At 60.1% G+C, this 26,485-nt stretch carries 27 protein-coding genes and 1 pseudogene; 16 read left to right on the plus strand and 12 right to left on the minus strand.

The window, feature by feature from the left end; translation table 11 throughout:
- The first annotated feature begins 80 nt into the window (after positions 1–80).
- The 6 genes from ldtR to HJB82_RS09520 all read left to right on the plus strand — a co-directional run bounded on the left by ldtR (position 81) and on the right by HJB82_RS09520 (position 6,267).
- Positions 81–596, plus strand: a complete 516-nt coding sequence (gene ldtR / locus HJB82_RS09495; protein WP_007626316.1) for a transcriptional regulator LdtR — start codon at positions 81–83, stop codon at positions 594–596.
- A gap of 441 nt (positions 597–1,037) precedes the next feature.
- Positions 1,038–2,339 carry a murein L,D-transpeptidase gene (locus HJB82_RS09500; RefSeq protein WP_207583721.1) on the plus strand — a complete coding sequence of 434 codons (1,302 nt, stop codon included), beginning with the start codon at positions 1,038–1,040 and terminating at the stop codon, positions 2,337–2,339.
- 215 nt (positions 2,340–2,554) lie between these two features.
- Positions 2,555–3,853: a serine hydroxymethyltransferase gene (gene glyA / locus HJB82_RS09505; protein ID WP_207583722.1), complete on the plus strand. Its 1,299-nt coding sequence runs from the start codon at positions 2,555–2,557 to the stop codon at positions 3,851–3,853.
- 9 nt (positions 3,854–3,862) lie between these two features.
- Positions 3,863–4,339, plus strand: coding sequence for a transcriptional regulator NrdR (nrdR, locus tag HJB82_RS09510; protein WP_003547190.1), 477 nt, complete (start codon positions 3,863–3,865; stop codon positions 4,337–4,339).
- A gap of 3 nt (positions 4,340–4,342) precedes the next feature.
- The gene (gene ribD / locus HJB82_RS09515; RefSeq protein ID WP_221139876.1) at positions 4,343–5,656 is read left to right on the plus strand and encodes a bifunctional diaminohydroxyphosphoribosylaminopyrimidine deaminase/5-amino-6-(5-phosphoribosylamino)uracil reductase RibD; all 1,314 of its coding nucleotides are present in this window, start codon (positions 4,343–4,345) and stop codon (positions 5,654–5,656) included.
- Entirely contained in the window at positions 5,656–6,267 is a 612-nt protein-coding gene (locus tag HJB82_RS09520; protein WP_221115246.1) for a riboflavin synthase, read from the plus strand. Before ribD ends, HJB82_RS09520 begins: the two co-directional genes overlap by 1 nt.
- Before the next feature lie 46 nt (positions 6,268–6,313).
- On the opposite strand, the gene rfbA is transcribed toward HJB82_RS09520, so the two are convergent.
- From rfbA to HJB82_RS09565, 9 genes and pseudogenes are all read right to left on the minus strand, one after another.
- Entirely contained in the window at positions 6,314–7,183 is an 870-nt protein-coding gene (gene rfbA / locus HJB82_RS09525) for a glucose-1-phosphate thymidylyltransferase RfbA (RefSeq protein ID WP_207583725.1), read from the minus strand.
- A 10-nt stretch (positions 7,184–7,193) separates the two neighbouring features.
- Positions 7,194–8,081: a dTDP-4-dehydrorhamnose reductase gene (gene rfbD, locus HJB82_RS09530; RefSeq protein ID WP_207583726.1), complete on the minus strand. Its 888-nt coding sequence runs from the start codon at positions 8,079–8,081 to the stop codon at positions 7,194–7,196.
- A 2-nt stretch (positions 8,082–8,083) separates the two neighbouring features.
- Complete coding sequence (gene rfbB, locus HJB82_RS09535) at positions 8,084–9,139, minus strand: dTDP-glucose 4,6-dehydratase (protein ID WP_221115245.1); 1,056 nt, start codon at positions 9,137–9,139, stop codon at positions 8,084–8,086.
- Between the two features lie 6 nt (positions 9,140–9,145).
- A complete protein-coding gene (gene rfbC, locus HJB82_RS09540) occupies positions 9,146–9,724 on the minus strand; it encodes a dTDP-4-dehydrorhamnose 3,5-epimerase (RefSeq protein WP_207583728.1) in 579 nt (192 codons plus the stop codon).
- Positions 9,714–11,725 (minus strand): annotated as a pseudogene (locus HJB82_RS09545) (glycosyltransferase family 1 protein). Before HJB82_RS09545 ends, rfbC begins: the two are co-directional and overlap by 11 nt.
- Positions 11,726–11,979: 254 nt before the next feature.
- Positions 11,980–12,786: a hypothetical protein gene (locus HJB82_RS09550; RefSeq protein ID WP_221139878.1), complete on the minus strand. Its 807-nt coding sequence runs from the start codon at positions 12,784–12,786 to the stop codon at positions 11,980–11,982.
- Positions 12,787–13,029: 243 nt separating this feature from the next.
- The gene (locus tag HJB82_RS09555) at positions 13,030–13,545 is read right to left on the minus strand and encodes a GNAT family N-acetyltransferase (RefSeq protein WP_207583731.1); all 516 of its coding nucleotides are present in this window, start codon (positions 13,543–13,545) and stop codon (positions 13,030–13,032) included.
- 10 nt (positions 13,546–13,555) lie between these two features.
- Positions 13,556–14,074 carry a cupin domain-containing protein gene (locus HJB82_RS09560; protein WP_221139879.1) on the minus strand — a complete coding sequence of 173 codons (519 nt, stop codon included), beginning with the start codon at positions 14,072–14,074 and terminating at the stop codon, positions 13,556–13,558.
- Positions 14,075–14,228: 154 nt separating this feature from the next.
- Positions 14,229–14,588: a hypothetical protein gene (locus HJB82_RS09565; RefSeq protein WP_221139880.1), complete on the minus strand. Its 360-nt coding sequence runs from the start codon at positions 14,586–14,588 to the stop codon at positions 14,229–14,231.
- A 334-nt stretch (positions 14,589–14,922) separates the two neighbouring features.
- Here HJB82_RS09565 and ribH point away from each other — a divergent pair, with 334 nt between their 5' ends.
- From ribH to HJB82_RS09580, 3 genes are all read left to right on the plus strand, one after another.
- On the plus strand, positions 14,923–15,378 hold the full coding sequence (ribH, locus tag HJB82_RS09570) for a 6,7-dimethyl-8-ribityllumazine synthase (protein WP_003574043.1): 456 nt from the start codon (positions 14,923–14,925) through the stop codon (positions 15,376–15,378).
- 3 nt (positions 15,379–15,381) lie between these two features.
- Complete coding sequence (nusB, locus tag HJB82_RS09575) at positions 15,382–15,864, plus strand: transcription antitermination factor NusB (RefSeq protein WP_207583734.1); 483 nt, start codon at positions 15,382–15,384, stop codon at positions 15,862–15,864.
- Between the two features lie 199 nt (positions 15,865–16,063).
- Positions 16,064–18,202 (plus strand): sodium-translocating pyrophosphatase, encoded by a 2,139-nt coding sequence (locus HJB82_RS09580; RefSeq protein WP_207583735.1) that lies wholly within the window; start codon positions 16,064–16,066, stop codon positions 18,200–18,202.
- 129 nt (positions 18,203–18,331) lie between these two features.
- On the opposite strand, the gene HJB82_RS09585 is transcribed toward HJB82_RS09580, so the two are convergent.
- The gene (locus HJB82_RS09585) at positions 18,332–18,865 is read right to left on the minus strand and encodes an outer membrane protein assembly factor BamE (protein ID WP_207583736.1); all 534 of its coding nucleotides are present in this window, start codon (positions 18,863–18,865) and stop codon (positions 18,332–18,334) included.
- 137 nt (positions 18,866–19,002) lie between these two features.
- On the opposite strand from HJB82_RS09585, the gene HJB82_RS09590 reads away from it, so the two are divergent.
- The 6 genes from HJB82_RS09590 (at position 19,003) to HJB82_RS09615 (ending at position 23,510) form a co-directional block, all read left to right on the plus strand.
- The gene (locus HJB82_RS09590; protein ID WP_221139881.1) at positions 19,003–19,674 is read left to right on the plus strand and encodes a ubiquinol-cytochrome C chaperone family protein; all 672 of its coding nucleotides are present in this window, start codon (positions 19,003–19,005) and stop codon (positions 19,672–19,674) included.
- 11 nt (positions 19,675–19,685) lie between these two features.
- On the plus strand, positions 19,686–20,240 hold the full coding sequence (locus HJB82_RS09595) for a DUF177 domain-containing protein (protein WP_207583738.1): 555 nt from the start codon (positions 19,686–19,688) through the stop codon (positions 20,238–20,240).
- A gap of 98 nt (positions 20,241–20,338) precedes the next feature.
- Complete coding sequence (gene plsX / locus HJB82_RS09600; RefSeq protein ID WP_164008837.1) at positions 20,339–21,385, plus strand: phosphate acyltransferase PlsX; 1,047 nt, start codon at positions 20,339–20,341, stop codon at positions 21,383–21,385.
- 20 nt (positions 21,386–21,405) lie between these two features.
- Entirely contained in the window at positions 21,406–22,377 is a 972-nt protein-coding gene (locus HJB82_RS09605) for a beta-ketoacyl-ACP synthase III (RefSeq protein WP_207584282.1), read from the plus strand.
- 105 nt (positions 22,378–22,482) lie between these two features.
- The gene (locus HJB82_RS09610) at positions 22,483–22,821 is read left to right on the plus strand and encodes an integration host factor subunit alpha (RefSeq protein ID WP_003574027.1); all 339 of its coding nucleotides are present in this window, start codon (positions 22,483–22,485) and stop codon (positions 22,819–22,821) included.
- A gap of 149 nt (positions 22,822–22,970) precedes the next feature.
- Positions 22,971–23,510 carry a MerR family transcriptional regulator gene (locus HJB82_RS09615; protein WP_207583739.1) on the plus strand — a complete coding sequence of 180 codons (540 nt, stop codon included), beginning with the start codon at positions 22,971–22,973 and terminating at the stop codon, positions 23,508–23,510.
- Between the two features lie 69 nt (positions 23,511–23,579).
- On the opposite strand, the gene HJB82_RS09620 is transcribed toward HJB82_RS09615, so the two are convergent.
- Positions 23,580–23,927, minus strand: coding sequence for a response regulator (locus HJB82_RS09620; protein ID WP_207583740.1), 348 nt, complete (start codon positions 23,925–23,927; stop codon positions 23,580–23,582).
- Positions 23,928–24,195: 268 nt separating this feature from the next.
- On the opposite strand from HJB82_RS09620, the gene HJB82_RS09625 reads away from it, so the two are divergent.
- Positions 24,196–25,842, plus strand: coding sequence for an ATP-binding protein (locus HJB82_RS09625; protein WP_221139882.1), 1,647 nt, complete (start codon positions 24,196–24,198; stop codon positions 25,840–25,842).
- An 87-nt stretch (positions 25,843–25,929) separates the two neighbouring features.
- Here HJB82_RS09625 and HJB82_RS09630 read toward each other — a convergent pair whose 3' ends face one another.
- Positions 25,930–26,244 (minus strand): DUF1236 domain-containing protein, encoded by a 315-nt coding sequence (locus HJB82_RS09630; protein WP_207583742.1) that lies wholly within the window; start codon positions 26,242–26,244, stop codon positions 25,930–25,932.
- Positions 26,245–26,485 lie beyond the last annotated feature (241 nt).

Here is a 26,485-nt window from a genome sequence, read left to right on the forward strand (position 1 = left end):
CGAATTTTATATGTATTCGATAGGGTCTCACTCAAGGCGGGAAGAAAACACACCGCCAAACAAACAGTGAGGCAGTCAATATGAACACGAAAATCAAGCCGCAGGCGGTATCGAACTTCCGTGACCAGCAGGATCAGGGCATCCGTGATCTTTACATGGAATCCCTTCATCTTGTTGAACGTCTTCACCGCCGTCTTCTCGACGTCATCAAGGACGAGTTCGACCGTCAGGGTCGCAGCGACGTCAACGCCATCCAGGCGCTGCTCCTTTTCAACATCGGCAATTCCGAGCTGACCGCCGGCGAGCTGCGCTCGCGTGGCTACTATCTCGGCTCCAACGTTTCCTACAACGTCAAGAAGCTGGTCGACCTCGGCTTCATCAACCACCAGCGCTCGCGCATCGACCGTCGCTCGGTCCGCATCAGCCTGACCGAAACCGGCCAGGACATCGCCGAAACGGTCGGCAAGCTCTACGAACGCCACATCACCTCGATCGACAAGGTCGGCGGCATCGGCACCGACGAATTCACCCAGATGAACAAGCTGCTCCAGCGTCTGGACCGCTTCTGGAACGACAGCATCATGTATCGCCTCTAAGACCCTTGACCTCCTTCAGGGTTGCAGAAAACCGGACGTGTCCCTGCGCGTCCGGTTTTGCCGTTTGCTGTCGAGTGGCATCTTTGCAACGCAAAGGCGGGCAAGCATTATCGCGGTATTCAAGCCGTCTTTTAGCCGTTATTAACCGGCACGGTTTAGCGCGTCATGGTTCGTTGTGTCGTATTTCCGGTAGCCGGGTCATCCGTCTTTCGGCCCGATAACACGAATTGGCCATATTGGTGTGGCAGCGGAAGGCTTAACAACCGGCGCTTTCAATGGACCGATCAGGACGCTCAGGCTGTCGCATCGCAATCTTGTGATGGGGCAAGCGGAAAGTTTTGATGTGCCGGGACAACAAATGCACGGAGATCTGCGTTAAAGCGCAGTGATATCTCAAAGAGCCGCGGCTTCTCTTTATCGCCGCATTCAGTGGTTGGGACTATGTCGAAGAAAAACGGAATTGAAGCTCTCTCGCGCCGCGCTTTCCTTGCGTCCGCGGCAACGGTTGGCGCCAGCGCGATTGCCGCACCGGCCTTCGCGCAATCGGCGCTCGATACGCTGATCAATGCACCGCGCCGCGGCAACTGGGACGACCAGTTTGACGCCAAGGCGGCTTCGCGTACGGCAAGCGCCGTCGTTTCCAATACCCCGATCCTTGGGCCCCAATCGGTCGCCAGCGCCCAGCAGGCGATCACGCAGTATCAGCAGATCGCGGCTGCCGGCGGCTGGCCTGAAGTCAATCCCGGCGACCAGCGCCTGCAGCTCGGCGTCAGCCATCCCGCAGTCCAGGCGCTACGCCAGCGTCTGGCGATAACCGGCGACTTGCCGCGCGAGGCCGGAATGTCGAGCGCCTTCGATTCCTACGTCGACGGCGCCGTCAAGCGCTTTCAGGCACGCCACGGCCTGCCGTCCGACGGTGTCCTCGGCGAATTCACGCTGAAGGCGCTGAACATCCCGGCCGACGTTCGCCTGCAGCAGCTGAACACCAATATCATCCGCCTGCAGACGTTTCCCGAGGACCTCGGCCGCCGCCACGTGATGGTCAACATTCCGGCTGCCTATGTCGAGGCCGTTGAAGACGGCAGTGTCGCAACGCGCCACACCGCGGTTGTCGGCCGCTTGAGCCGCCCGACTCATCTCGTCAACTCGAAGATCTACGAGGTCATCCTCAATCCTTATTGGACCGCGCCGCGCTCGATTGTCGAGAAGGACATCATGCCGCTGATGCGCAAGGATCCGACCTATCTCGAAAAGAACGCCATCCGCCTGATCGACGGCAAGGGCAATGAAGTCGCCCCCGAGACCGTCGACTGGAACGGCGAGGCGCCGAACCTGATGTTCCGTCAGGACCCCGGCAAGATCAACGCCATGGCGTCGACCAAGATCAACTTCTATAACAAGAACGGCGAGTACATGCATGACACGCCGCAGCAGGGCCTGTTCAACAAGCTGATGCGCTTCGAATCGTCGGGCTGTGTCCGCGTCCAGAACGTGCGCGACCTGACGAACTGGCTGCTGCGAGAGACCCCCGGCTGGAACCGTCAGCAGATGGAGCAGGTGATCGCAACCGGCGTCAACACGCCGATCAAACTCGGCACCGAAGTTCCTGTCTATTTCGTCTACATCTCGGCCTGGGGCATGCCGGACGGCGTCGTCCAGTTCCGCGACGACATCTACCAGATGGACGGCAATGCCGAGCTGGCGCTCGATACGACGGCCGGCATGGAACAGCCGGTCCAGTAGGCGGCGGCCTCTGCATCGCATCTTCAAACCGCGCCTTCCCGGCGCGGTTTTTTATGCCGGGGCGGGCGCTCGGTAACGTGACCGCTCGTCTTCGGCGCGGCGCGGCCGCAAAAGAGCGGAAGCGCGCGGTTTGCTCAGCAAATGTCGTTCTTCGTATTGCCCTTGCCACAGCGGAAGGCTAATACCTCAGCGCATTCCAGTTGAGGAGCCCGCCCATGACCAATGCTTCCACCGAGTCCTTCTTCAACCGCTCGCTTGCGGACGTCGATCCCGAGATTTTCGGTGCGATCGGAAAGGAACTCGGTCGCCAACGGCACGAGATCGAACTGATCGCTTCCGAGAACATCGTCTCCCGCGCCGTGCTGGAAGCTCAGGGCTCCATCATGACCAACAAATATGCCGAGGGTTATCCCGGCAAGCGTTATTACGGCGGCTGCCAGTTCGTCGATATCGCCGAGGAGCTGGCGATCGAACGCGCCAAGACGCTGTTCGGCGTCAATTTCGCCAACGTCCAGCCGAATTCCGGCTCGCAGATGAACCAGGCCGTGTTCCTGGCGCTGCTGCAGCCCGGCGATACGTTTATGGGCCTCGACCTGAATTCGGGCGGCCACCTCACGCATGGTTCGCCGGTCAACATGTCCGGCAAGTGGTTTAACGTCGTCTCCTATGGCGTGCGTGAAGGCGACAACCTGCTCGACATGGATGAAGTCGAGCGCAAGGCCAAGGAAACCAAGCCGAAGCTGATCATTGCCGGTGGCACTGCCTATTCCCGTATCTGGGACTGGAAGCGGTTCCGCGAAATCGCCGACTCGGTCGGCGCTTACCTGATGGTCGACATGGCCCATATTGCCGGCCTCGTTGCTGGCGGCCAGCATCCGTCGCCATTCCCGCATTGCCATGTTGCGACGACGACGACCCACAAGTCGCTGCGCGGCCCGCGCGGCGGTGTCATCCTCACCAATGACGAGGATCTGGCGAAGAAATTCAATTCGGCCGTTTTCCCCGGTCTGCAGGGTGGACCGCTGATGCACATCATTGCCGCCAAGGCCGTCGCCTTCGGCGAGGCGCTGCAGCCTGAGTTCAAGGATTACGCCGCCCAGGTCGTCAAGAACGCCAAGGCTCTTGCCGAATCGCTGATGGCGGGCGGCCTCGACGTCGTCTCCGGCGGCACAGACAACCATCTGATGCTGGTCGACCTGCGCAAGAAGAACGCCACCGGCAAACGCGCTGAGGCAGCTCTCGGCCGCGCTTACGTCACGTGCAACAAGAACGGCATTCCCTTCGATCCGGAAAAGCCCTTCGTCACCTCGGGCGTACGTCTCGGCGCGCCGGCCGGTACGACGCGCGGCTTCAAGGAAGCCGAATTCCGCGAAATCGGCAATCTGATCGTCGAGGTTCTCGACGGCCTGAAAGTCGCCAATTCCGATGAAGGCAATGCCGCCGTCGAAGCCGCCGTGCGTGGTAAGGTGGTCAACCTCACAGACCGCTTTCCAATGTACGACTACATGGGATAAGGAGTAGCGATGCGCTGCCCCTATTGCGGTTCGGAAGATACTCAGGTCAAGGATTCGCGCCCGGCGGAGGACAACACGTCCATCCGCCGGCGGCGTATCTGTCCGGATTGCGGCGGCCGTTTCACCACCTTCGAGCGTGTGCAGCTGCGCGAGCTGATGGTCATCAAGAAGACCGGCCGCAAGGTGCCCTTCGACCGCGACAAGCTGGTGCGCTCCTTCGAAGTTGCGCTGCGCAAACGCCCGGTCGAGCGTGACCGCATCGAGCGCGCCGTTTCCGGCATCGTTCGCCGGCTGGAAAGCTCCGGCGAGACCGAAATCTCCTCCGAGCAGATCGGCTTGCAGGTGCTCGAAGCGATGAAGAGCCTCGATGATGTCGGCTTCGTGCGCTACGCCTCGGTCTATCGGGATTTCTCGCTCGCCGAGGATTTCGAAAAGGTGATTTCCGAAATCAACGCCAAGATCGCCCGCGACCCGCTGGATAGGTGAGCCATGAGCGTCACGCCGCATGACGAGAATTTCATGGCGGCGGCGATTCGCCTGTCGCGCCGGCATCTCGGCCGCACCGCCACCAATCCCTCCGTCGGCTGCCTGATCGTCAGGGACGGCGTCATCGTCGGTCGTGCGGTCACCGCTGTGGGCGGCCGCCCGCATGCCGAGACGCAGGCGCTCGCCGAGGCCGGCGCGCTTGCCCGCGGCGCCACCGCCTATGTGACGCTCGAGCCCTGTTCGCATCACGGCAAGACGCCGCCCTGCGCCGAGGCGCTGATTGCCTATGGCGTTGCCCGCGTCGTGATCAGCGTCACCGATCCCGATCCGCGCGTCTCCGGCCGCGGCATCGCCATACTGGGCAATGCCGGCATCGAGGTGGATTCCGGCGTGCTGGAGGCGGAAGGCCGGCGTTCGCTCGCCGGTTATCTCACCCGCCAGACGAAGAATCGGCCCTATGTGACTCTCAAGCTTGCCGTTTCTGCCGACGGCATGATCGGCCGTCAAGGGGCGGGCCAAGTGGCGATCACCGGCCCAGAAGCCCGCGCTGAGGTGCAGGCGCTGCGCGCCGAAACCGACGCGATCCTCGTCGGCATCGGCACCGCGCTATCAGACGATCCGCTGCTGACGGTGCGGACGCCAGGTCTTGAAGCGCAGTCACCCATCCGCATTGTGCTCGATCCGTCGCTGGCATTGCCGCTGACGAGCAAGCTGGTCACGACGGCGCGGCAAGTGCCGGTGATCTTGGTCGCGAGTGAGGATGTTTCGCCATTGACGGCGGATGCCGAGGGGTTACCCCCCTCTGTCCTGCCGGACATCTCCCCCACAAGGGGAGAGATCGGCAAGGAGCGAGACCCGAATTCCCCGGCTTCTGTTAGCAACGGATCGTCTTCGCCGGATGTGGAGCTGGGAGCGAGCGCCCAGCCAATCTCCCCCCTTGTGGGGGAGATGCCCGGCAGGGCGGAGGGGGGTAACGCACCCGCCGCCGCTACGGACTTGGACTCCCGACGCACCGCACTCGAAGCCGCCGGTGTCGAGATCGTCTACTGCAATCCCTATCGCCCGGAAGTCCTGTTGCCGGCCTTGGCAACACGCGGGATTTCCTCGCTCCTGGTCGAGGGCGGCGCCAAGACCGCGCGGCTTTTCCTCGAGGCGGGCCTCGTCGATCGCATCCAGCTTTACCGGGCGCCTTTCGTCATCGGCGAAGGCGGTATTGAATCGCCGCTTGATGCAACCGACATACCATCGGGTTTTGCCCATACGGGCACGCTGATGTTCGGCGAAGATCGCCTGGACGAATACGAAAGAGGGCTTTGATGTTTACCGGAATAGTCACCGATGTCGGCACGGTCGAATCCGTTTCCCCGCTGAAGGAAGGTATCCGGCTGCGGGTCGCGACCGCCTATGACCCGACGACAATCGATATGGGCGCCTCGATCTCGCATGCCGGCATTTGCCTGACCGTCACCGCACTTCCTGACGAAGGCAGCAACGGCCGCTGGTTCGAGGTTGAGGCCTGGGAAGAGGCGTTGCGGCTGACGACGATCGGCACCTGGCGGGAAGGCAGCCGCATCAATCTCGAACGGTCGCTGAAGATCGGCGATGAACTCGGCGGCCACATCGTTTCCGGCCATATCGACGGCAAGGCGGAAATCCTCTCTGTGACATCGGAGGGCGACGCCACACGCTACCGTCTGCGAGCGCCGGAGCATCTGGCCAAATTCGTCGCCCCCAAGGGGTCGATCGCCCTCGACGGCACCTCGCTGACGGTCAATGCGGTCGACGGCACGGATTTCGACGTGCTGCTCATCCGCCACACGCTCGAGGTCACCACCTGGGGCGAGCGTAAGGCCGGCGATTTCGTCAATTTCGAAGTCGACACCATGGCGCGTTACGCCGCCCGGCTGGCTGAATTCCCGAGCGCCTGAATCGAAAACCTGTACCGGTTTCCAGGGCGCGCGCCGGTCAAATAGCTCACCAATCCGGGGACAGCTTCGTCAGATACTGGCCGTAGGCGCTCTTGCCGAGCTTCTCCGCGAGCTTGGCGAGGTCGCCCTGCGAGATGTAACCCATGCGCCAGGCGACTTCCTCGGGGCAGGCGATCTTGAAGCCCTGGCGTTTCTCCAGCGTGCTGACGAAACCTGCGGCATCGTGCAGGCTGTCCGGCGTGCCGGTGTCGAGCCAGGCATAGCCCCGGCCCATCAGCTCCACGAAAAGCTGGCCGCGCTCAAGATAGGTGCGGTTGACATCGGTAATTTCCAATTCGCCGCGCGGTGACGGCTTCAGGTTGGCGGCGATATCGACCACCTGCTGGTCGTAGAAATAGAGGCCGGTCACCGCCCAGTTCGATTTTGGCTCTTTCGGTTTTTCCTCGATCGACAGCGCATTCATCTTTTCGTCAAAGCCGACAACGCCATAGCGTTCCGGATCGGTGACGTGATAGGCGAACACCGTCGCTCCTTCCCGCCGGCTCGTGCCGGACTTCATGATTTCCGGCAGTCCGTGCCCGTAGAAGATGTTATCGCCGAGAACGAGTGCCGAGCTGTCGCCGTGCAAGAAGTCGGCGCCGATGATGAAGGCCTGGGCGAGGCCGTCCGGACTCGGCTGTACGGCATAGGTCAGCGAAATTCCCCATTGCGAGCCGTCGCCGAGAAGGCGCTTGAAGGCTTCGACGTCGTGAGGCGTGGTGATGATCAGCAGCTCCCTGATGCCCGCGAGCATGAGCGTCGTCAGCGGATAGTAGATCATCGGCTTGTCGTAGACCGGCATCAACTGTTTCGAGACCGCCTGCGTGATCGGATGCAGACGCGTGCCTGTGCCGCCGGCGAGAATAATGCCCTTCATGCCCATCTCCTTAAAGACCTTTATTCAAAAGGTCTTGCATGACAATCGTCATAGACTGCTTCCACTCCGGGAGCCGGATTCCATATGTCCTGGCGAGCTTGTCGCCGTTGAGACGTGAATTGGCGGGACGCTTCGCCGGTGTCGGATAGTCCGCCGTTGGGATGCGCTCGACGCCGATGTTTCTGCCGCCGGATTTAGAAAGCTCCGTGAATATCTCTTCGGCGAAATCAGCCCAGCTTGCTTCGCCGCTGCCGGTCAGGTGAAAGGTGCCGCGGAGCGATGGCGCAGGGTCCGCTACGATACGGGTTGCTATCGCAAGAATCGCGTCGGCGATGTCGAGTGCCGAGGTCGGGCATCCCGTCTGATCGGCGACAACACGGAGATGATCGCGCGTCTCGGAAAGTCGCAGCATCGTTTTCAGGAAATTGGTGCCAAAGGGCGAATAGACCCAGGCGGTGCGCAAGATGACGTGGTTCGGGTTCGCCGCCGCGACGGCCGTCTCGCCCGCAAGCTTCGAACGTCCGTAGACGGAGATCGGCGCCGTCGTATCCTCTTCAGAATACGCGGAGGCCTTGTCGCCGCTGAAGACATAGTCGGTCGAAATGTGGATGATCGGGACCCTGATCCGCGCGGCAGCCTCGGCAACCGCCCCGGCGCCCGCCGCGTTGACGGAAAAAGCAAGCTCGGCTTCGCTCTCGGCCTTGTCGACCGCCGTATAGGCGGCGGCCGAGACGATCACATCCGGGCGCAGAGCCGGAAAGGCGGCTGCGATGCTTTCGGGATTCGCGAGGTCCATTTCCGGGCGCCCGACCGCGCTGATTTCGACGCCCGTTTCGGCGCCACGTCTGAGCAGCGACTGAACGACCTGGCCCCGTTTGCCGGTGACGGCGATGCGCATCGCTATCCTTCCTTGAAAACGCCGAGGCGTTCGCCGGAGTAGACGTTTTCGCGCAGCGGCCTCCACCACCATTCGTTTTCCAGGTACCAGTGCACGGTCTTCTCGATGCCGGTTTCGAAGGTCTCTTGCGCTTTCCAGCCGAGTTCGCCTTCGAGTTTCGAGGCATCGATCGCATAGCGTGCGTCGTGTCCGGGGCGATCCGTGACGTTGGTGATCAGACGTGCATGCGGTGCCTTGTCACTGTAGACGCCGTCGAGAATAGCGCAGATGCGATGAACGACATCGATGTTCCTGCGCTCATTGCGGCCGCCCACATTGTATTTTTCGCCGGGGCGCCCTCTGGATGCAATGGTGAAGAGCGCGCGGGCGTGGTCTTCGACATAGAGCCAGTCGCGGACATTTGCGCCGTTGCCGTAAACCGGAAGAGGCTTGCCCTCCAGCGCGTTCAGGATCGTCAGCGGAATGAGCTTTTCCGGGAAATGGAACGGGCCGTAGTTGTTGGAGCAATTGGAGACGACGACGGGCAGGCCGTAGGTGCGGTGCCAGGCGATCGCCAGATGGTCGCTCGCGGCCTTGGAGGCGGAATAGGGCGAGGACGGATCGTAAGGCGTCGTCTCCTCGAACAGGCCCTCATCGCCGAGCGAGCCGTAGACCTCGTCCGTCGAGACGTGCAGAAAGCGGAAGGCACTCTTGCGGCGGGCGTCAAGCCCATCCCAATAGTGCCGTGCGACATCCAGCAGGCTGAATGTGCCGACGATGTTGGTCTGAATGAAATCGGCCGCGCCCGAGATCGAGCGGTCGACATGGCTCTCTGCCGCGAGATGCGTGACGGTATCAGGGCGGAAGGACTCGAATGCTTCCTGCATCCCGGCGCGGTCGCAGATGTCGGCGCGCAGGAATTGATAGTTCGGCGCCGATTCGACGGATGTCAGCGATGCCAGATTGCCGGCATAGGTCAGCGTGTCGACATTCATTACCTCGGCGCCGATCTCGCTGACGAGATGGCGCACCAATGCCGATCCGATGAAGCCCGCTCCGCCCGTGACCAGTATGCGCATCGTCGATCAATCCTGGGGTTGCTGTGCTGAATAGGAAAAATGGCCTGGCAGATCGGCGAGCCGCGGCAGCGTCTTGTCCTTGTCGGACGACACCATGTCTCTCTCATCGAAGGGCCAGCGAATGCCGATCACCGGATCGTTCCACGCGATGCCCCGATCATGCTGCGGGCTGTAGGGTGCGGTTACCTTGTAGCTGATGACGCTGTTCGGCTCGATCGTTGCGAATCCGTGTGCGAAACCGGCCGGTATCCAGAGCTGCTTGCCGGTCTCCGGCGAGAGCTCCTGAGAGAGCCATTTGCCGAAGCTCGGTGATCCCTCGCGAATATCGACGACGACATCCATGATCCGGCCGGCAAGGCAGCGCACCAGCTTGCCCTGTGCGAAGGGCGGGATCTGGAAATGCAGCCCCCGGACGGTGCCGGCCTGCGCCGAAAGCGATTCATTGTCCTGGATGAACGTGACGTCGGCCACATTTTCCCGGAACCAGGCATCCTTGAATACCTCGGAGAAGTAGCCGCGGTGATCGCCGAAGCGTGGCGGCGTAATTGCGACGATGCCCTCGATGGCCGCGGCCTCAATGCGCATGACGTACCTTTTCTGCGGCCTTCATCAGGCGCCAGCCTTCATGACGCTCATCAGCATGTCCGCCTGCGAGCGGCTCCGCATGGCCGCAAGGCCTGTCGCGGCAATGGCATCGCGCTCGTCGGCATCTGCGATCAGCTTGTAGCAGCGCTTGATCATGTCGTCATAGGGCTCAATTGCCAAGCCGCCGATGAAGGGTTGGAGGTCTGGATCGTTGATGTCGCCTTCCGTCAGCACGCAAACGCGATTGGCGAGCAGATAGGAAATGCGGACGATCTCGAAGACGCCGCTCGCATAATGATGGATGTTTATGACGATCTTGGCGCGGGCAATCGCCGCATCGCGTTCCGCACCATAGATGTTGAAGAGATGCGCGACCTTGAGCCCGCCGGCCTTCAGCGTCGTCAGGATATGGTGGCGGCGTTCGTTTATCGAGCCGTAGAAGAGCACTTCGATATCTTTGACGGGGGCGTGCTGTATCTGGCTGAGGCAGCGGCTATAACCGATTTCGAGGACACCGGCGTGATCAATGCCCTTTGCGGCGAGATTTTCCCGGTTGCGCGGGCTGTAGTCGAGAACCGGAAGCGATTTCAGGATCGAGGTGTAGCGCGAATTGATCCAGATGCTTTCTTCGGACACCTGCTCTAGATTGATGACGACGCTGTCCTTCGGCAGATGGCTGACGATTTCGGGGGCGAGAAGATTGCCGCCGTAGATGATCGGCGCACGGCCGGCGAATGCGTCCATGTCGCGGACGATCGGTGCCGAGCCGCCGAGTTCTTCGAAGGCGCCTTGCAAGCCAAGTGCGACTTCATCGAAGGCGTGGCTGTGATTGTAGTTTTCGGGCGTCACGATCCAGATGCAATGACGGTCCTTGTGTGCCTGCCACCCGCCGGCAAAGGGCTGCAATGCGTTGTGGAGCGGCTGCTCGATTTTCGGCGCGGCTGGCATAGCGGGCCTGTCCGTCCGTACCTGCAGCTGCTGCACCGGAGAGGCGCCTGAAGCCTGCGGAGCATGGGCGCGCATCAATTCGCGGTCGCCGATGAATTGGCCGCGCGGCATCCAGCCGGGCGGATCATCAGCCCCCCAAATCAGATGCGGCTGCTTGATGAGCGGCTGGCGGCCTTGCTGCCACGTGGTCAGGAGAGCCTCGTCACGGCTCCGTAGAAAGGCTTCCTTGGCGGCGAAGAGGCCATGCAGCAACCGGCCGAGGCGGACACCGAACTTCCATTCGAAATCGGCAACGGTCGGTACGAAGGCGGCGATCTTCAATCCGGAGGCGATGGCCTGCTGGACATAAAGCCCGAGCAGACGCTCGATCACGAAGGGGCGCATCGTCGCGTTGGCATCGCGTGAATAGTGAGCCGTGCCGGCATAGGCGGTGCCCGCGGCCGTGCCAGCGCACGCCTGGTTTTCCAGCGACTCGAGAATGCGTTCGCAAAAGGCGATATACCCGGACCAGAATTTCCGATTGCCGCAGAAATAGTTGCAGAACATGAAGGCAGTCTTGTCCTGCGGCGGCGCGATCGGATAGCCGAGCTCCTGGATATGCAGAAAGATCGGCTCCATGCCGGGGTGACCGCCAAGCAGCGAATGTTCCCAGACATTGCTGTAGATCGCCGCGTGGCCGATCAGCGGATTGTAAAGATAGGCATCCGCACCCTCTGCCCTGGCCTTTTCCGCCTCGGTGACAAAGGACGGGAAGCTCGTCACCGACTTCATCTCGAATTTGCTGGAGAGTAGCCCCCAGAACACGTCGTCGCCGAGGCCGATCGCCTCGTGATGCTGATGCAGGGTGAGGAAGAGCTCATATTCGCGGGTCGTAGCGTGCGTATTGAACGAGATGTCGAGCGGCATGGCAGCGGCATCGAGCTGACTGCGCTGCGAAGGATCGAGATAAGGCTGATAGATAATCACGGATCCCGTGCCGGCAGCCTTCTCCGTGAGAAGCGCCAGATCAGGAAGACCGGCCGGTAGAGCGGAAATGGGCTGATTGATCGTCAAGGTTTTGTCCTTCGCGAATGGTTACCGTCTGCATAGGCAATCCGCAGAACGGCAATTCGAGCCTGTTTGGTGCCTACTATTTGAGTTGAAGCTTGCGCCACACTGTTCGCAGAACTTTCGCTGATCAGCCTGGAGGGGTGTGGGAACTCGACGATCCGCAGTCAATTTCTCTAGCCAGATTTATTGGCTCAGCCGCTCCTGCTGCCAGTGCCGCAAAGAGTTGCGATGTTACGTTTGGAATTGGGCCGCTCGGTTTATACGCCGCTTTTATAGACCCCATCATTCGATACGGTAGCGATATCCCCGAACAAGGACCCAGGTAGGCTATTGCCATAGAGTTCGGCTATCCGTTTGATGAGAAGATAGCTTCCCAGACGCTCCTGGCAAAATGAGATCGCACGTTTCTGCACGGGATCTTCGGCTTGAAACGGTTGATATCGTTTCGCAAATTCAAAAGACGGCGCGACAAGGCGCACAAAAGTTTCCAGCCACCAGTCCGTCGGATACGTGCCGAGTTCAATGCCTCCTGGAACGAAAGTGCTGGAATTAAAAAAATGCAAAGCTTCGGCTTGCGTTAAACAGTTTGCTTCGATTGAGAGCGCCGTATATCTCATAAAGTCAACAATACTGTGAAAGCGTGCATAGTGTTGAGATATGTTATGGAGATTTAACGGCCGAGGTAGAAAGAAACTTTCTGAAAAAAGCGCCGGATTCTCCGGTCTTGTGATGTCTGCCTCTTCTGACGTCGTTGTATTCATCCCGGGATATTCGGGATTCGGTGTTCCTATTTTTAGTCGCGTTAGAAATTTACGATACTGCCAGATAGTAATGTTACGAGGTTTTACTGATTCTTCCGAAACGACTTTTGCAATGACTATCGTTCCAAGCGATCCCGACAATTTCGCGTGAAGCTCCTCCGGCTCACTGAAAAAATCATAACCGGCAATGACGTCCATACCCTTGTTTTCTAGAGGAAGTTTAGAATTGAGCCATATGATTTTCGAGCCCGCGGGAGGAGGGTAGCTCGGCAAATCCTTATGGCAAACAATGTAAATGGTCATATTTGTAATTAGCCTCTTATGGATGGGGCGTAAGGGGGCGAAGGTATCTGCCTCTGTGGCGACCCTAAAGCGCGTTCCTTGCGCGTAGCCGGTGCGAAGGACCCATTCGGGGATGAAGTCGGGTGCCGCAAGCTGAGGTCGTCGACATCCTTTTGCTTGAGCTTGCTGTTGCCGTTGGCGATATCGGCAAGTGTCAGCAAGCCCACAATGGCGCGCGCTGCGCTGCCCGTTTGGCGGAATTCCCTAACGCGAAAACTGAATGATCTCGCCGTTATACTGCGTGCGCGTAGTCTCGCGAAAACCGAGTTTGGCTGCGACCCTCAACGAGGCCTGGTTTTCCGGGCTGACGATGCAGCTCATCGGTTTTCCCGGGAAATAACTCTCCGCCCAGCCGATCAGGGCGGTCAGCGCCTCGGTGGCATAACCGCGGCCGTGCGCCGAGGGCATCAGAGCCCAGCCGACCTCCATCGTTCCCTCGATCGACGGCGTCATCTCCCGGCGGGATTCCATGAAACCGGCCTCGCCGATGAACCGGCCGCTCGCCTTTTCGATGATTGCAAGGAAGCCGAAGCCCATATGGTGCCACATGCCGGCAAGGCGCAGCATGCGGCTCCAGCTCTGCTCTCGCGTCGACGGTACACCGCTGATGAAGCGGACGACGTCTTCGTCCGCCCATAGCACTGCATGCATCTCGAAATCGGCGAGGCGGTGAGGGCGGAGCGTCAGCCGTTCCGTTTCGAGGGTCGGAATGTCGGTCATATCGGGTCCTTCACGCGCCGGGTTCGCCATCCCAATAGTCGAGATCGCCCTCCGGCCGTCCGATATGGCGGAAGCGCCCGGGGTTGCTATCGTCGCTGTTGGTCTCGGCCCTGTTGGTTTTGGCCAGAAACTTTCCGGAATCGGGATATTCGACGATTTCGGTCTTCGCCACCGTCGAAATGCCGAGATAAACGAGCGGTGCAGTGCCGGTATTGATGATCTGGTGCGCCGTCTCCGGCCCACCGGCCGGCGCGCCGAGCACGTCTCCCCCCTTGATCGCATGGCGCTCGTCGCCGAAGCGGTATTCGCCGGCGCCTGCTATCACATAGAAAAGCTCGTCTTCGACGTGGTGATTGTGGAAGGGGCAGCCCGATTTGCCCGGCGGCACTTCGTTGTAGCTGACACCGAGACCGGCCAAGCCGAGAAGCGTGCCGAACGAAGTATCGGCGCTTTCATAGAACTCGCCCTGTTTCCAGTGGTCGAGTTTGAGATCGGCGGTATTGATCACCGCGTTCGGTTCCGTCGCCATGATGTCCTCCTGTTGCAGGGAGAGAAGCCATCATCGCGGCGAATAATTCAATGCTTATTTGGGCCTATCTGGGAAATCCCCGGCATGGGCGGAGAGGAGACCGCCGCCCATGCTTTGAGCGCCGCGCACCGATGGGACACGATGCTCTGAAGCGTCAGCGGACGTAGAAGGTCAAGCTTCCGTCGGCTGCCTGTTCGGCATTGACGATGTTACGGACATCGACGCCTTCATTGTTAAGCCGATAGGCAAGCGACCCGTTGGCGTCGATCGAGGCCTGGATGCCGTGAACGGCCTGGCCGGAACGTTCCGGCGCCGAGCGCGGACCGGTCGTTTCGTCGTCGAGGTTACGCCAGTTATGGACCTGCTCGACGTTGAAATCGTTGCCGTGGAAGCTCCTGAGTGTCTGCTCGATACCTTGGGCAGTGTTCATCCCAAGGCTTTCGGCCCGGCTGACGCCGGCAAATCCGAGGGAGGAGAGGGCGGCGGCGATAGTAATGGTGACAACGCGGTTCATGATAGTATCCTTTCATCTGCTTTGACGGTCGACTGTCGTTGCAGGGGATCGTCTGCGTCACGACATGGAATTGGCGTTGTCCCTTTCGCGATTCAATGGGTTAAGTCACTGAAAATCCATTAAGAATTGTTCATGAATACGGCCTTTGAATTGCCGTTTTCCAGGCATCCGGAAAAGCTGATTTCAAAGGCTTGCCCGCTGACGCGGCTATCCCTTTGCTGATATTTCAATTTTGGCGTTGCGGCATCGGGCGAAAGTGCTTGCCATTCCGGCGAAGGCATGTTTTGACCGCGGCCTGCCGAGTGGAAAACGCCCCGCAAAACGAAGGTGAACCATGCCGAGAGAGACCGCTCCCCATATTTTGATCGTTGAGGCCCGCTTCTACGACGACATGGCCGACGCCTTGCTCGAAGGCGCCACCTTCGCATTGGAACAGGCCGGCGCCACCTTTGAGGTCGTCACGGTTCCCGGCGCACTGGAAATTCCAGCGGCGATTGCCATGTCGCTCGATGGAGACGACAATGGTGGAACGCATTATGATGGCTATGTCGCGCTTGGCATGGTCATCCGCGGCGAGACCTATCACTTCGATATCGTGTCGAATGAATCCTCGCGGGCTTTGATGGATCTTGCGGTCAGCGAGTCCCTTGCCATCGGCAATGGCATTCTGACCGTCGAAAACGATGAACAGGCATGGGCGCGTGCGCGCCGCTCGGATAAAGACAAAGGCGGATTTGCCGCTCGCGCAGCTCTGACCATGATCGAGCTGAAGCAGAAATTGGGTGCATAACGAATGAACGACGACAAGACGGAACGGCCGGTCAAGACTGCAAACCAGCGGGGCGCTGCCCGCCTTGCTGCCGTTCAGGCGCTTTATCAAATGGATGTCGGCGGCACTGGTGTCCTGGAGATCGTCGCCGAATACGAGGCGCACCGTCTTGGCCAGGAACTCGACGGCGCGACCTATCTGAAGGCCGACGCCGCTTGGTTCCGTTCGATCGTCTCCGGCGTCGTGCGCGATCAGACCCATCTTGATCCGCTGATTGCTGCGGCCCTGCAGGATGATTGGGCTTTGTCGCGTCTCGACAGCACCGTGCGCGCCATCCTGCGCGCCGGCGTCTTCGAGATCACCGACCGCAAGGACGTCCCGGTGGCGGTCATCGTCACCGAATATGTCGAGATCGCCCAGGCCTTCTTCGATGACGACGAGCCGAAGCTCGTCAACGCCGTGCTCGACCGCATCGCGAAGCAGGTCCGCGGCGAGGCGAAGAAATAACTCCTTAGCCGCCAAACAATCTCCCGCCTCTTTCTTTGAACTGCAACGGTTTTTCGCCTGTTGCGGTCTTGACGCCACGTAATCGACCAAGCAATCTCCGCACCGCTTAGCTGTGGCATTTCTGTGGAGAGGAAAGGCGATTCGGCGGCGTTTTTGCCGGAGAAGGAGTGATCTCCGGCCTATGGGAGGAAAGAGCGAAATGACCATTCTTTTATGCGTAATTGCATGCGGTCTGCTCTCGGTGGTCTATGCCGCCTGGGCAACTCGGTCGGTGCTTGCCGCCGATCAGGGCAACAGCCGCATGCAGGAGATCGCGGGCTATATCCGCGAGGGCGCTCAAGCCTATTTGACGCGCCAGTACAGAACCATTGCCCTTGTTGGCGTTGTCGTTTTCATCGCAGCCTGGCTGCTTCTTTCCGCCACGGCCGCCATCGGCTTCCTGATCGGCGCTGTGCTTTCCGGGGCTGCCGGCTTCATCGGCATGCACGTCTCCGTCCGCGCCAATGTGCGCACCGCCCAGGCTGCTTCCGCGAGCCTTTCCGCCGGCCTCGACATCGCCTTCAAGTCTGGTGCGATCACCGGCATGCTGGTGGCTGGCCTGGCACTGCTCGGCGTCTCCATCTACTATACCATTTTGACCTTCGGCCTCGGCCATGAGAGCGGCTCGCGCGAAGTCGTCGATGCGCTGGTGGCGCTGGGCTTCGGTGCTTCGCTGATCTCGATCTTCGCCCGTCTCGGTGGTGGCATCTTCACCAAAGGCGCCGATGTCGGCGGCGACCTTGTCGGCAAGGTGGAAGCCGGCATTCCCGAAGACGATCCGCGCAACCCGGCAACGATTGCCGACAATGTCGGCGACAACGTCGGCGACTGCGCCGGCATGGCCGCCGACCTTTTCGAGACCTATGCGGTTTCCGTCGTCGCCACCATGGTCCTCGCTTCGATCTTCTTTGCCGGAGCGCCGATCCTCCAGTCTGCGATGATCTATCCGCTGGCGATCTGCGGTGCCTGCATCATCACCTCGATCATCGGCACCTTCTTCGTCAAGCTCGGCTCGAACGGCTCGATCATGGGCGCTCTTTACAAGGGCCTCATCGTCACCGGCCTGCTGTCGATCGTCGGTCTCGGCGCCGCCACCTCGCTGACGGTCGGCTGGGGCTCGCTCGGCACGGTCGGCGGCGTCGACATTTCAGGCGCGCACCTCTTCTTCTGCGGCATCGTCGGCCTCGTCGTCACCGCGCTGATCGTGGTGATCACCGAATATTATACCGGCACCGGCAAGCGTCCGGTCGTCTCGATCGCCCAGGCCTCGGTCACCGGTCACGGCACCAATGTCATCCAGGGCCTGGCCGTCTCGCTGGAATCGACGGCACTGCCGGCGATCGTCATCGTCGGCGGCATTCTCGCCACCTACCAGCTCGGCGGCCTTTTCGGCACCGGCATTGCGGTCACGGCGATGCTGGGTATTGCCGGGATGATCGTCGCCCTCGACGCATTCGGACCGGTGACGGACAATGCAGGCGGTATCGCCGAAATGTCGCATCTACCGCCGGAAGTGCGTAAATCCACGGATGCGCTCGATGCTGTCGGCAATACGACCAAAGCCGTCACCAAGGGTTATGCCATCGGTTCCGCCGGCCTCGGCGCACTGGTTCTTTTCGCAGCCTACTCCTACGACCTCAAATATTTTGCGGCGAATGGCGACAAGTTCCCTTATTTCGCCGGCATAGGCGAAATTTCCTTCGATCTTTCCAACCCCTATGTCGTGGCGGGATTGATCTTCGGCGGTCTCATTCCCTACCTCTTCGGCGGCATCGCAATGACCGCCGTCGGCCGTGCGGCCGGTGCGATCGTCGAGGAAGTTCGCCGTCAGTTCAAGGAAAAACCGGGCATCATGGAGGGCACGGAAAAGCCGGATTACGGCAGGGCCGTCGACCTTCTGACCAAGGCCGCCATCCGCGAGATGATCGTGCCGTCGCTGTTGCCGGTGCTGGCGCCGATCGTCGTCTATTTCGGCGTTCTTCTCATCTCCGGCTCCAAAGCCTCGGCCTTTGCTGCGCTCGGCGCATCGCTGCTTGGCGTCATTATCAACGGCCTCTTCGTCGCCATTTCGATGACATCGGGTGGCGGCGCCTGGGACAATGCCAAGAAGAGCTTCGAGGATGGTTTCGTCGACAAGGACGGCGTGCGTCACATGAAGGGCTCGGATGCGCACAAGGCCTCGGTCACTGGCGATACCGTCGGCGATCCCTACAAGGACACCGCCGGCCCCGCCGTCAACCCGGCGATCAAGATCACCAACATCGTTGCGCTGCTGCTGCTCGCCGTTCTCGCCGGTTGAGCCATCGTGTGCAGGCACCGCGGTTCGCCGCGGCGCCTGACACGGAGAAGAACGCTGTAACGCCTTGAATTATGAAGTAAAAAACCCGCCGGAGCTGCTCCGGCGGGTTTTCGTATGAGGTGTATTCGATCAGCGCAGGCTGCTTGGGTTCTGCGGCGTACCGCCGGCGCCACCGCCGAACAGGCTGCGGGCAGCGCTCGCGGCACTGCCGCCGGAGAGCATCTGCTGCAGGAAGGTGAGTTCCTTGCCGCCGGTCGGCGTGACGCGCCCGACCGTGTCGAACACCTTGCCGTCCTGCAGGGTATAGTTGGCGCGGCGACTGACGACGCCGTCCTTGTCGAAATAGACCGCCAGAACGCTCTGATCGACGACTTTCAGTTTCTGGAAGGCGACCGCACGCGTGCGTCGCTGCGAAATGTAATAGAAGACTTCACCGTCGAAGGTCGCCGTCGTCGACGGGGTGCCGAGCGAAAGCAGCACCTGCTCGCGGCTCGAGCCCTCCGGAACGAGGTTCAGCGACTGCTGGTCGGCGACATATCCGCCATTGAGCACGGTGCTGGTCTGGCAACCGGAAAGAGCGGTGGTGGAGGCGATTATGAAGGCAATGGCCGCACTGCTGAAGAATTTCACGTCAGACTTGAAATACCGTTTCTTCAACGACATCTACTCCCTTGAGTATCGATAGCAGCCATTTTGGGCCTTGCACGCTTTACCTCCTGCAAAACCATTGTGGCCATTCCGGGTCAAATGTCCCGAATTCGCTTCGCTGACGCATCGAAGGCGTCGTCCCGAAACTGGCCATGATCGGCATTGCAATTCGCGCCTGCTTCGGTAAACCAGCTTTCGAAATCATGCAACAAGGCCAGAGGCCAGCCGGCGTGAAGAATGAGGCATTTCCGGAAAAAACAATGATCTTCGGGCTCTTCCGTAAGAAAAACAACAATCAAGCAATCGTCGACAGGCAATATGCGGCGCTGACGGCGGCCGCGCGCATGCCTGAGATTTATCAGCGGCTCAATGTGCCGGACACGGTCATGGGCCGTTTCGAGATGCTGTCGATCGTCATGATTCTATTTTTTCGCCGCACGCGTGCTTCCGGCACCAGCGGCCAGGAGATCGCCCAGGAGATCGTCGACGCTTTCTTCCAGGATATCGACTATTCGATCCGTGAACTCGGCATCGGCGACAACAGCGTGCCGAAGCGGATGAAGAAGCTCGCCGGCATGTTTTATGGCCGCCTCGAAGCCTATTCGAAGGCGATGGACACGGGCGATGCCGAAGCGCTCTCTGGGGCACTCACGCGCAATATCTACCCGGAAAGCTCGGCACCGGCCGATATGTCCGGCCTCGCCGGGTGGATGATCGCCGCGGAAGCGCATTTGTCCGCCATTGCCGAAGAGGAGATCGCCACCGGTTCGGCAGCGCTCCCACCGGTCGCCACCCCACCGGTCACTTGGCCACCGGTCGATTGAAGGAGGAAACGATGAAGAACAATCGGGACGATGTTCCCTTCTCCTATCACGTCAAGGTCGGCCATATCTCGGCCAACCCCGTCGAGGTCCACGTCGAGGCAGACGCCAAGGAACTGAAGGGGCTTGCCGAGACCTGGAACATTGTCTCGGTCGACAATCTCAGCGCCGACCTGCAGATCGCCCGCTGGAAACGCGACGGCGTGCGCATCAAGGGCCGCGTAAAGGCGAAGCTCGTCCAGTCCTGCGTCATTACGCTGGAACCGGTCGAATCCGCCATCGACGAGAGCTTCGAGCAGATCTTCGTGCCGGACGGCTCCAAGCTTGCCCGCCAGGCCGGTAATGACGCCGGCGAGATGTTGCTCGATCCGGACGGCCCTGATCTGCCCGAGACCTTTGTCGGCGATACGATCGATGCCGGCGAGTTGGTTGTCGAATTTGCCGCTCTGGCGATCGATCCCTATCCGCGCAAGAAGGACATCGAATTCGACGGCCATATCGAGGATGGCGGCGAAGACGACAAAAAGCCCTCGGCTTTCGCTGCCCTCAAGGATTGGAAAAAGGACTGAAGCGTCTCTGGCATTTGACATAATTCAGTTGTAAGCGACGCCAAAACCGGTATTTTGGCCGAAATTTCGCCATCGGCGAAAAGAAGGATCAGGGACGCGTGATCAGAATATCTCTCGACCTCATGGGTGGCGACTTTGGTCCCCAGGTTGTCATTCCCGGCGCCGCCAAGGCGTTGGATCGGCATCCGGATATTTCCTTCGTTTTCTACGGTCTCAAGGAACAGTGCGATCCGGTTCTCGCCAAGTTTCCGAAGCTTAGGGAAAAATCGCTCTTTCACGATTGCGAGCTTGCCGTCAGCATGGAGGAGAAGCCGAGCCAGGCGCTTCGCCGCGGCCGCTACATCTCCACCATGTGGCGCTCGATCGAGGCGGTGAAGACGGGGGAGGCCGATGTTGCGGTCTCGGCCGGCAATACCGGGGCGCTGATGGCGATGGCGAAGTTCTGTCTGCGCACGATGGCCAATATCGAGCGCCCTGCGATCGCCGCGATCTGGCCGACGCTTAAAGGGGAGAGCATCGTGCTCGACGTCGGTGCGACGATCGGCGCCGATGCCCAGCAACTGATGGATTTTGCTCTGATGGGCGGCGCCATGGCGCGGGCGCTGTTCGAGGTCGAACGTCCTACGGTCGGCCTTCTGAACGTCGGCGTCGAGGAAATGAAAGGCCAGGAAGAGGTCAAGGAAGCCGGTCGGCTGTTGCGCGAGGCAAACATCGATTCGCTTGAATATTCCGGCTTTGTCGAGGGCAACGACCTTGGCAAGGGCACGGTCGACGTCGTCGTCACCGAAGGGTTTTCCGGCAATATCGCTCTGAAGACCGCTGAAGGCACCGCCAAGCAGATCGGTGAATATCTGCGTGCCGCCATGTCGCGCACGCTGCTCGCCCGCATTGGCTACCTCTTCGCCAAAAGCGCCTTCGACATGCTCCGCGAGAAGCTCGATCCGAGCAAGGTCAATGGCGGCGTGTTTCTCGGCCTGAACGGCATCGTCATCAAGAGCCATGGCGGGGCGAATGCCGAAGGCATCGCCGCGGCCATCGAAGTCGGCTACGACATGGCCAAGAACGGCCTCAATCAGAAAATAGAAAACGATCTTAAGAAATATCATGCCAAGCGGCTGCCCCCCATGGGCCCGGAAGCTGCATGAGCAATGGGGTTCAATCGACTATGATCCGTTCAGTGGTTCGCGGGTTCGGAGCCGCACTTCCGAAGCGCGTGATGACCAATGGTGACATGGAGGCGATCGTCGACACGTCAGACGAATGGATCGTCCAGCGCACCGGCATCCGCCAGCGTTATCTCGCTGGCGATGACGAGACGACGGCGTCGCTCGGCGAGGCCGCGGCGCGCGCAGCCCTTGCCAATGGCGGCCTGACGCCTGATGATATCGATCTCATCATCTGTGCCACCTCGACGCCGGATAACACCTTTCCGGCAACCTCGGTCAATATCCAGAACCGCCTCGGCATGAGTCACGGCTTCGCCTTCGACGTCCAGGCCGTCTGCACTGGTTTCGTCTATGCGGTGACGACGGCGGACGCCTATATCCGCGGCGGGCTTGCAAAGCGCGTTCTCGTCATCGGCGCCGAGACTTTTTCGCGCATTCTCGACTGGAACGACCGCACCACCTGCGTGCTTTTCGGCGACGGCGCCGGCGCGATCGTGCTCGAAGCGACCGAGGGCGAGGGGACTGTTGCCGATCGCGGCGTGCTGACCGCGCATCTGCGCTCGGACGGCTCTCACAAGGAAAAACTCTATGTCGATGGCGGACCGTCGACGACGGGCACCGTCGGCAAGCTGCGCATGGAAGGCCGCGAGGTCTTCAAATATGCCGTCGGCATGATCACCGATGTCATTCAGGCGGCTTTCGATTCGACCGGCACGACAGCCGATGACCTCGATTGGCTGGTGCCGCACCAAGCCAATCGGCGCATCATCGACGGTTCGGCCAAGAAGCTGAATATCGATGCGGCGAAGGTCGTCATCACAGTCGATCTGCACGGCAATACCTCGGCGGCCTCGATCCCGCTTGCACTTGCGACCGCTGCTGGCGATGGCCGCATCAAGAAGGGCGACCTGGTGATGCTCGAAGCGATGGGCGGCGGCTTCACCTGGGGCGCCGTTCTGCTGCGCTGGTAGGCACGAATCCTAAAAAACTGGCGGCGAACAAGAGCTTGACCGTAAGGCGCAAGACAAATACTCTTCATGCGATTTCACAAAATATTTGTAGTGGGCGGGGAAACCATGACCGGAAAAACAGTGACGCGAGCAGACCTGGCGGAATCCGTTTTCCGAAAGGTCGGGCTTTCCCGGACCGAGTCTGCGGAACTTGTGGAAACCGTCATCGACGAAGTTTGCAACGCCATCGTGCGTGGTGAAACCGTCAAGCTTTCCTCCTTCGCCACCTTCCAGGTGCGCGACAAGAACGAGCGGATCGGCCGCAACCCGAAGACTGGCGAAGAGGTTCCGATTTCCCCGCGTCGGGTCATGACCTTCAAGGCGTCGAACGTGCTGAAGACGCGCATCCTCAAGGCGCATGTGTCTCGCAAGGTCAAGCTGAAGCCGCAGAATCCGGCCTCTTGATCATCTGCTTCCCGTTTCTAAACAGCATTTTTTCTCTCCGCACTGTCCTGCGTTGTGCGCAACGTCGACACATGACTTGAATTGTCGGCGCCAAACCGTTGAAATATGATGAGTCGCCGTAGGATCGAGCCGCGAGGTCGCGTAGCAGCATGACGTTGGACAAGAGCCCCGATGCCTTTCGCACCATCAGCGAAGTCGCAGACGATCTTGATCTGCCGCAGCATGTGCTGCGCTTCTGGGAGACGCGTTTTCCCCAGATAAAGCCGATGAAGCGTGGCGGTGGCCGTCGTTACTACCGGCCCGAGGATGTGGATCTCCTCAAGGGCATCCGGCATTTGCTCTATGATCATGGCTATACGATCAAGGGCGTGCAGAAGCTTTTGAAGACCAACGGCAACAAGTTCGTCATATCCGTCGGCCACGGCGATCTTGCCAGCGTCGAGGCGCTTGCGTCGGGCGTCCAGGAGGCTATTGCCGGTGAACCGCGCGTCGGCATGGCCGATGAAGACCAGATTGTCGGCCGTGCCAAGGCGCCGATTACCCGCCGCTTCTTCAACTTTGTGGCTGGCGACGACGAGCAGGAAGTCTCGATTGGCAAGTCGAGCGTCGGCAAGGAAGACCGGGCATTGCTGCAGGAAGCGCTCTACGACCTGCTGGAATGCAAACGCCTGCTCGATCAGGTGCGCTGACCAGAAAACAACTCTTTGCATTTATGCATCGTTAACCCGGAACCGCAGCCCACGTCCGGGCGACATGCATTAGGCTTCGGTAAGCCGCTTCATCGCCTGTTCGAGTTCGCTGAGCTGGAAGGGTTTTTGCAGTACGGGCAATGTGCTTGGGCTGCTGCCAGCAGGGGCGGCGCCATATCCCGTCGCGTAGATATAGGGTTTGCCGCGTTCGTCGAGCAGTTTTGCAACCGGCAGCGAACTCTGCCCTGCAAGCGAGACATCCAGAATTGCAGCGTCGAACTCCGTCTCCCTGGCTGTTGTCAGCGCCCGTTCCAGATCGGGCGCACTGGCGCAAACCCGGTAGCCGAGATCGGCGAGCATGTCCTCAAGTAACATTGCAATTAGCGCGTCGTCTTCGACGATGAATATGTCTTTCATGTTCCCATCCACCCATTCCCCTTGCTGGGCATGGAAATATGTGGACCCCTTGCACGGCTCGTCAAGGTGTCGTGGCCGGCAGTGCGAGAATCAACATATTGCCGGGTGAAATTCGATGTGTAAAAGCTGGGATGCCGTTTGCGCAACGGCTCCTGCATAATTCCTTAAATCCGAATCGATTTAAAGATAAAATCATGCGGAAAATGAAAGAGTTACAGCCTCCTTTGCGCATCTGAAAGACGCGCGGCGCTGTAAGAAGGGATCTGGAATGGATTTGCTGAGTGCCACGGATTGGCTGCGTCATAGGCCGGGTTATACATATCCGCTGGCCGTTGCCTTCGTTGGCCTGACTTTTCTTCTGAGGCTTGCCGCCAGCGACTATCTCTCCGGCTTCCCCTTCTTGAGCTTCCTCCCGGCGATATTGCTGGCGAGTTTTATAGGCGGCGCAGGGCCGGGCCTTGTCGCGGCCATACTTGCCGCTTTCATCGTTCAGCAGTTTTTCGTCGAGCCGCACAATATCTTCTGGCCGGTCAGCGCCGGCCAATGGGTAGGTCTCTCAACCTATCTCGTCAATGCCGCGATCATCATCGGCCTAATGGAGACGATCATTATCGCGCATGGCCGGCAGAGCCGCCTCCGCAGTGAGCTCAACAGTTTCAACACGCGCCTCGAACACACGGTGGTCCAGCGCACCGCCGAGCTCCGGCACGAGATGGAAGAAAACGCAGCCGCTCAGGCGCAGGTGCGCCAGCTGCAGAAGATGGAGACGATCGGTCAGCTGACAGGCGGGGTCGCCCACGATTTCAACAACATGCTGGCGATCATCATCGGCAACCTCGATCTTGCCCAGCGGCGCCTCACCGGAAGCGAGGACCCCCGCATGCTGCATTCGATCCAGAATGCCAAAGACGGCGCCCAGAGGGCCGCGGTACTGACCGCCCGTCTTCTCGCTTTCTCGCGCCAGCAGCCGCTCGCCCCTGAGGTGATCGACCTCAACAAACTGGTCGGCGGCATGTCGGAGCTGCTGCGCCGTACACTCGGCGAGCAGATCCGGATCGAGACCGTGCTTGCCGGCGGCCTCTGGCCGAGTTTTGCCGATCTGAGTCAGCTTGAGAACGCTATTCTGAACCTTGCCGTCAACGCCCGCGACGCCATGCCTGGCGGCGGACATCTGACAATCGAGACCGCCAATACCGAACTCGATGAGCGATATTCCCGGATGCATTCGGAGGTCGAGGCCGGCCAATATGTGATGATCAGCATGACCGACACCGGCACTGGCATGTCGCCTGATGTAATCGAGCGGGCGTTCGATCCGTTCTACACCACCAAGGGACCCGGCAAGGGCACCGGTCTCGGCCTCAGCCAAGTCTACGGCTACATCAAGCAGAGCGGCGGCCACATCAAGATCTATTCGGAGATCGACAGGGGCACGACGGTGAAGATCTATCTTCCGCGTCGTGTCGGGGCGACCGAAGCTCGGTTGACTGCGGCCGGCGCCCAGCCTATCCCCCAGGGCAGCGTCAACGATACGATCCTGGTGGTGGAGGATGATGAGAACGTCCGCACCATGACCGCCGAAAGCCTGCATGAACTCGGTTACACCGTGTTGCAGGCGGCAAGCGGGATGGAAGCGCTTCTCGTTCTCGAAGAAAATCGGGAAGTCGACCTGGTCTTTACCGATATCGTCATGCCGCAAATGACCGGACGCCAGCTGGCCGATATCGTCCAGCAAAAATGGCCGGCGATCCGGATACTCTACACAACGGGCTATACCCGCAATGCCATCGTTCATAATGGGGTGCTCGATCACGGCGTCTCCTTGCTCGCCAAGCCCTTCAGCCTGGAGCAACTCGCCCACAAGATCCGCGAACTCCTGAATGCGCCGGCAAGGACGGAAGGCGAGCGGACGTGAAGCCGCCAGAGTATGATGCCGAAAGTTAGGCCCACCGGGCCTAAAATCATCCTGTTCTAGGCAACCGCACCACTATTGCCGATCGCTTTATTCCAGCACCTGGATCACACGGTGCGTCTTCGGCTCGACGATGACACGCCGCTCATTGACGACCGTATAGCCGTAGCCGTCCATATCCGGCACGGTGTGCACTTCCACGGTATCGGGCAGCGTCGCACCGACGGCGATATCGCCTTCATAGACGACGGATGGCGTGTTTTGCTCCATCACATAGGTGCGCACCTCGCCCGGCAACACGACGGAGCCGGTCGCTGCGGGATCGGTGACGATGACGGTGCTCTGCGCGAAGGCGGCGGAGCCGATGGTCAGCATGGCGGCCGCAGCCAGCATGATCTTGCGCATGGAATGTTCTCCTTGTTCAACCTGAGACATCAACGCAACGCCGCCCATGCGGCATAGTTCCCGTGCTGCCTTCGCGAGTGCGGAAGCAGGCGCAATCTCGGCAATTCAGTTGTTGCTAAATAAATTTATGCACCATACGGTTGAGCTGTTCGAATCACGTTCAATGCGAGTTCGTTCAGCGGCACCTGCGGCGGGTTCTTTACTCTTCGTTAACCATGTTGGCGATTTATACCCTGTGAAC

The sequence above is a fragment of the Rhizobium sp. NZLR10 genome, assembly GCF_019685125.1.
Lineage (GTDB): Bacteria > Pseudomonadota > Alphaproteobacteria > Rhizobiales > Rhizobiaceae > Rhizobium.

Coding starts and splice junctions, on each gene's coding strand:
- ldtR (WP_007626316.1), top strand. CDS start 81: ATGAACACGAAAATCAAGCCGCAGGCGGTATCGAACTTCCGTGACCAG.
- HJB82_RS09500 (WP_207583721.1), top strand. CDS start 1,038: ATGTCGAAGAAAAACGGAATTGAAGCTCTCTCGCGCCGCGCTTTCCTT.
- glyA (WP_207583722.1), top strand. CDS start 2,555: ATGACCAATGCTTCCACCGAGTCCTTCTTCAACCGCTCGCTTGCGGAC.
- nrdR (WP_003547190.1), top strand. CDS start 3,863: ATGCGCTGCCCCTATTGCGGTTCGGAAGATACTCAGGTCAAGGATTCG.
- ribD (WP_221139876.1), top strand. CDS start 4,343: ATGAGCGTCACGCCGCATGACGAGAATTTCATGGCGGCGGCGATTCGC.
- HJB82_RS09520 (WP_221115246.1), top strand. CDS start 5,656: ATGTTTACCGGAATAGTCACCGATGTCGGCACGGTCGAATCCGTTTCC.
- rfbA (WP_207583725.1), bottom strand. CDS start 7,183: ATGAAGGGCATTATTCTCGCCGGCGGCACAGGCACGCGTCTGCATCCG.
- rfbD (WP_207583726.1), bottom strand. CDS start 8,081: ATGCGCATCGCCGTCACCGGCAAACGGGGCCAGGTCGTTCAGTCGCTG.
- rfbB (WP_221115245.1), bottom strand. CDS start 9,139: ATGCGCATACTGGTCACGGGCGGAGCGGGCTTCATCGGATCGGCATTG.
- rfbC (WP_207583728.1), bottom strand. CDS start 9,724: ATGCGCATTGAGGCCGCGGCCATCGAGGGCATCGTCGCAATTACGCCG.
- HJB82_RS09550 (WP_221139878.1), bottom strand. CDS start 12,786: ATGACCATTTACATTGTTTGCCATAAGGATTTGCCGAGCTACCCTCCT.
- HJB82_RS09555 (WP_207583731.1), bottom strand. CDS start 13,545: ATGACCGACATTCCGACCCTCGAAACGGAACGGCTGACGCTCCGCCCT.
- HJB82_RS09560 (WP_221139879.1), bottom strand. CDS start 14,074: ATGGCGACGGAACCGAACGCGGTGATCAATACCGCCGATCTCAAACTC.
- HJB82_RS09565 (WP_221139880.1), bottom strand. CDS start 14,588: ATGAACCGCGTTGTCACCATTACTATCGCCGCCGCCCTCTCCTCCCTC.
- ribH (WP_003574043.1), top strand. CDS start 14,923: ATGCCGAGAGAGACCGCTCCCCATATTTTGATCGTTGAGGCCCGCTTC.
- nusB (WP_207583734.1), top strand. CDS start 15,382: ATGAACGACGACAAGACGGAACGGCCGGTCAAGACTGCAAACCAGCGG.
- HJB82_RS09580 (WP_207583735.1), top strand. CDS start 16,064: ATGACCATTCTTTTATGCGTAATTGCATGCGGTCTGCTCTCGGTGGTC.
- HJB82_RS09585 (WP_207583736.1), bottom strand. CDS start 18,865: ATGTCGTTGAAGAAACGGTATTTCAAGTCTGACGTGAAATTCTTCAGC.
- HJB82_RS09590 (WP_221139881.1), top strand. CDS start 19,003: ATGATCGGCATTGCAATTCGCGCCTGCTTCGGTAAACCAGCTTTCGAA.
- HJB82_RS09595 (WP_207583738.1), top strand. CDS start 19,686: ATGAAGAACAATCGGGACGATGTTCCCTTCTCCTATCACGTCAAGGTC.
- HJB82_RS09605 (WP_207584282.1), top strand. CDS start 21,406: ATGATCCGTTCAGTGGTTCGCGGGTTCGGAGCCGCACTTCCGAAGCGC.
- HJB82_RS09610 (WP_003574027.1), top strand. CDS start 22,483: ATGACCGGAAAAACAGTGACGCGAGCAGACCTGGCGGAATCCGTTTTC.
- HJB82_RS09615 (WP_207583739.1), top strand. CDS start 22,971: ATGACGTTGGACAAGAGCCCCGATGCCTTTCGCACCATCAGCGAAGTC.
- HJB82_RS09620 (WP_207583740.1), bottom strand. CDS start 23,927: ATGAAAGACATATTCATCGTCGAAGACGACGCGCTAATTGCAATGTTA.
- HJB82_RS09625 (WP_221139882.1), top strand. CDS start 24,196: ATGGATTTGCTGAGTGCCACGGATTGGCTGCGTCATAGGCCGGGTTAT.
- HJB82_RS09630 (WP_207583742.1), bottom strand. CDS start 26,244: ATGCGCAAGATCATGCTGGCTGCGGCCGCCATGCTGACCATCGGCTCC.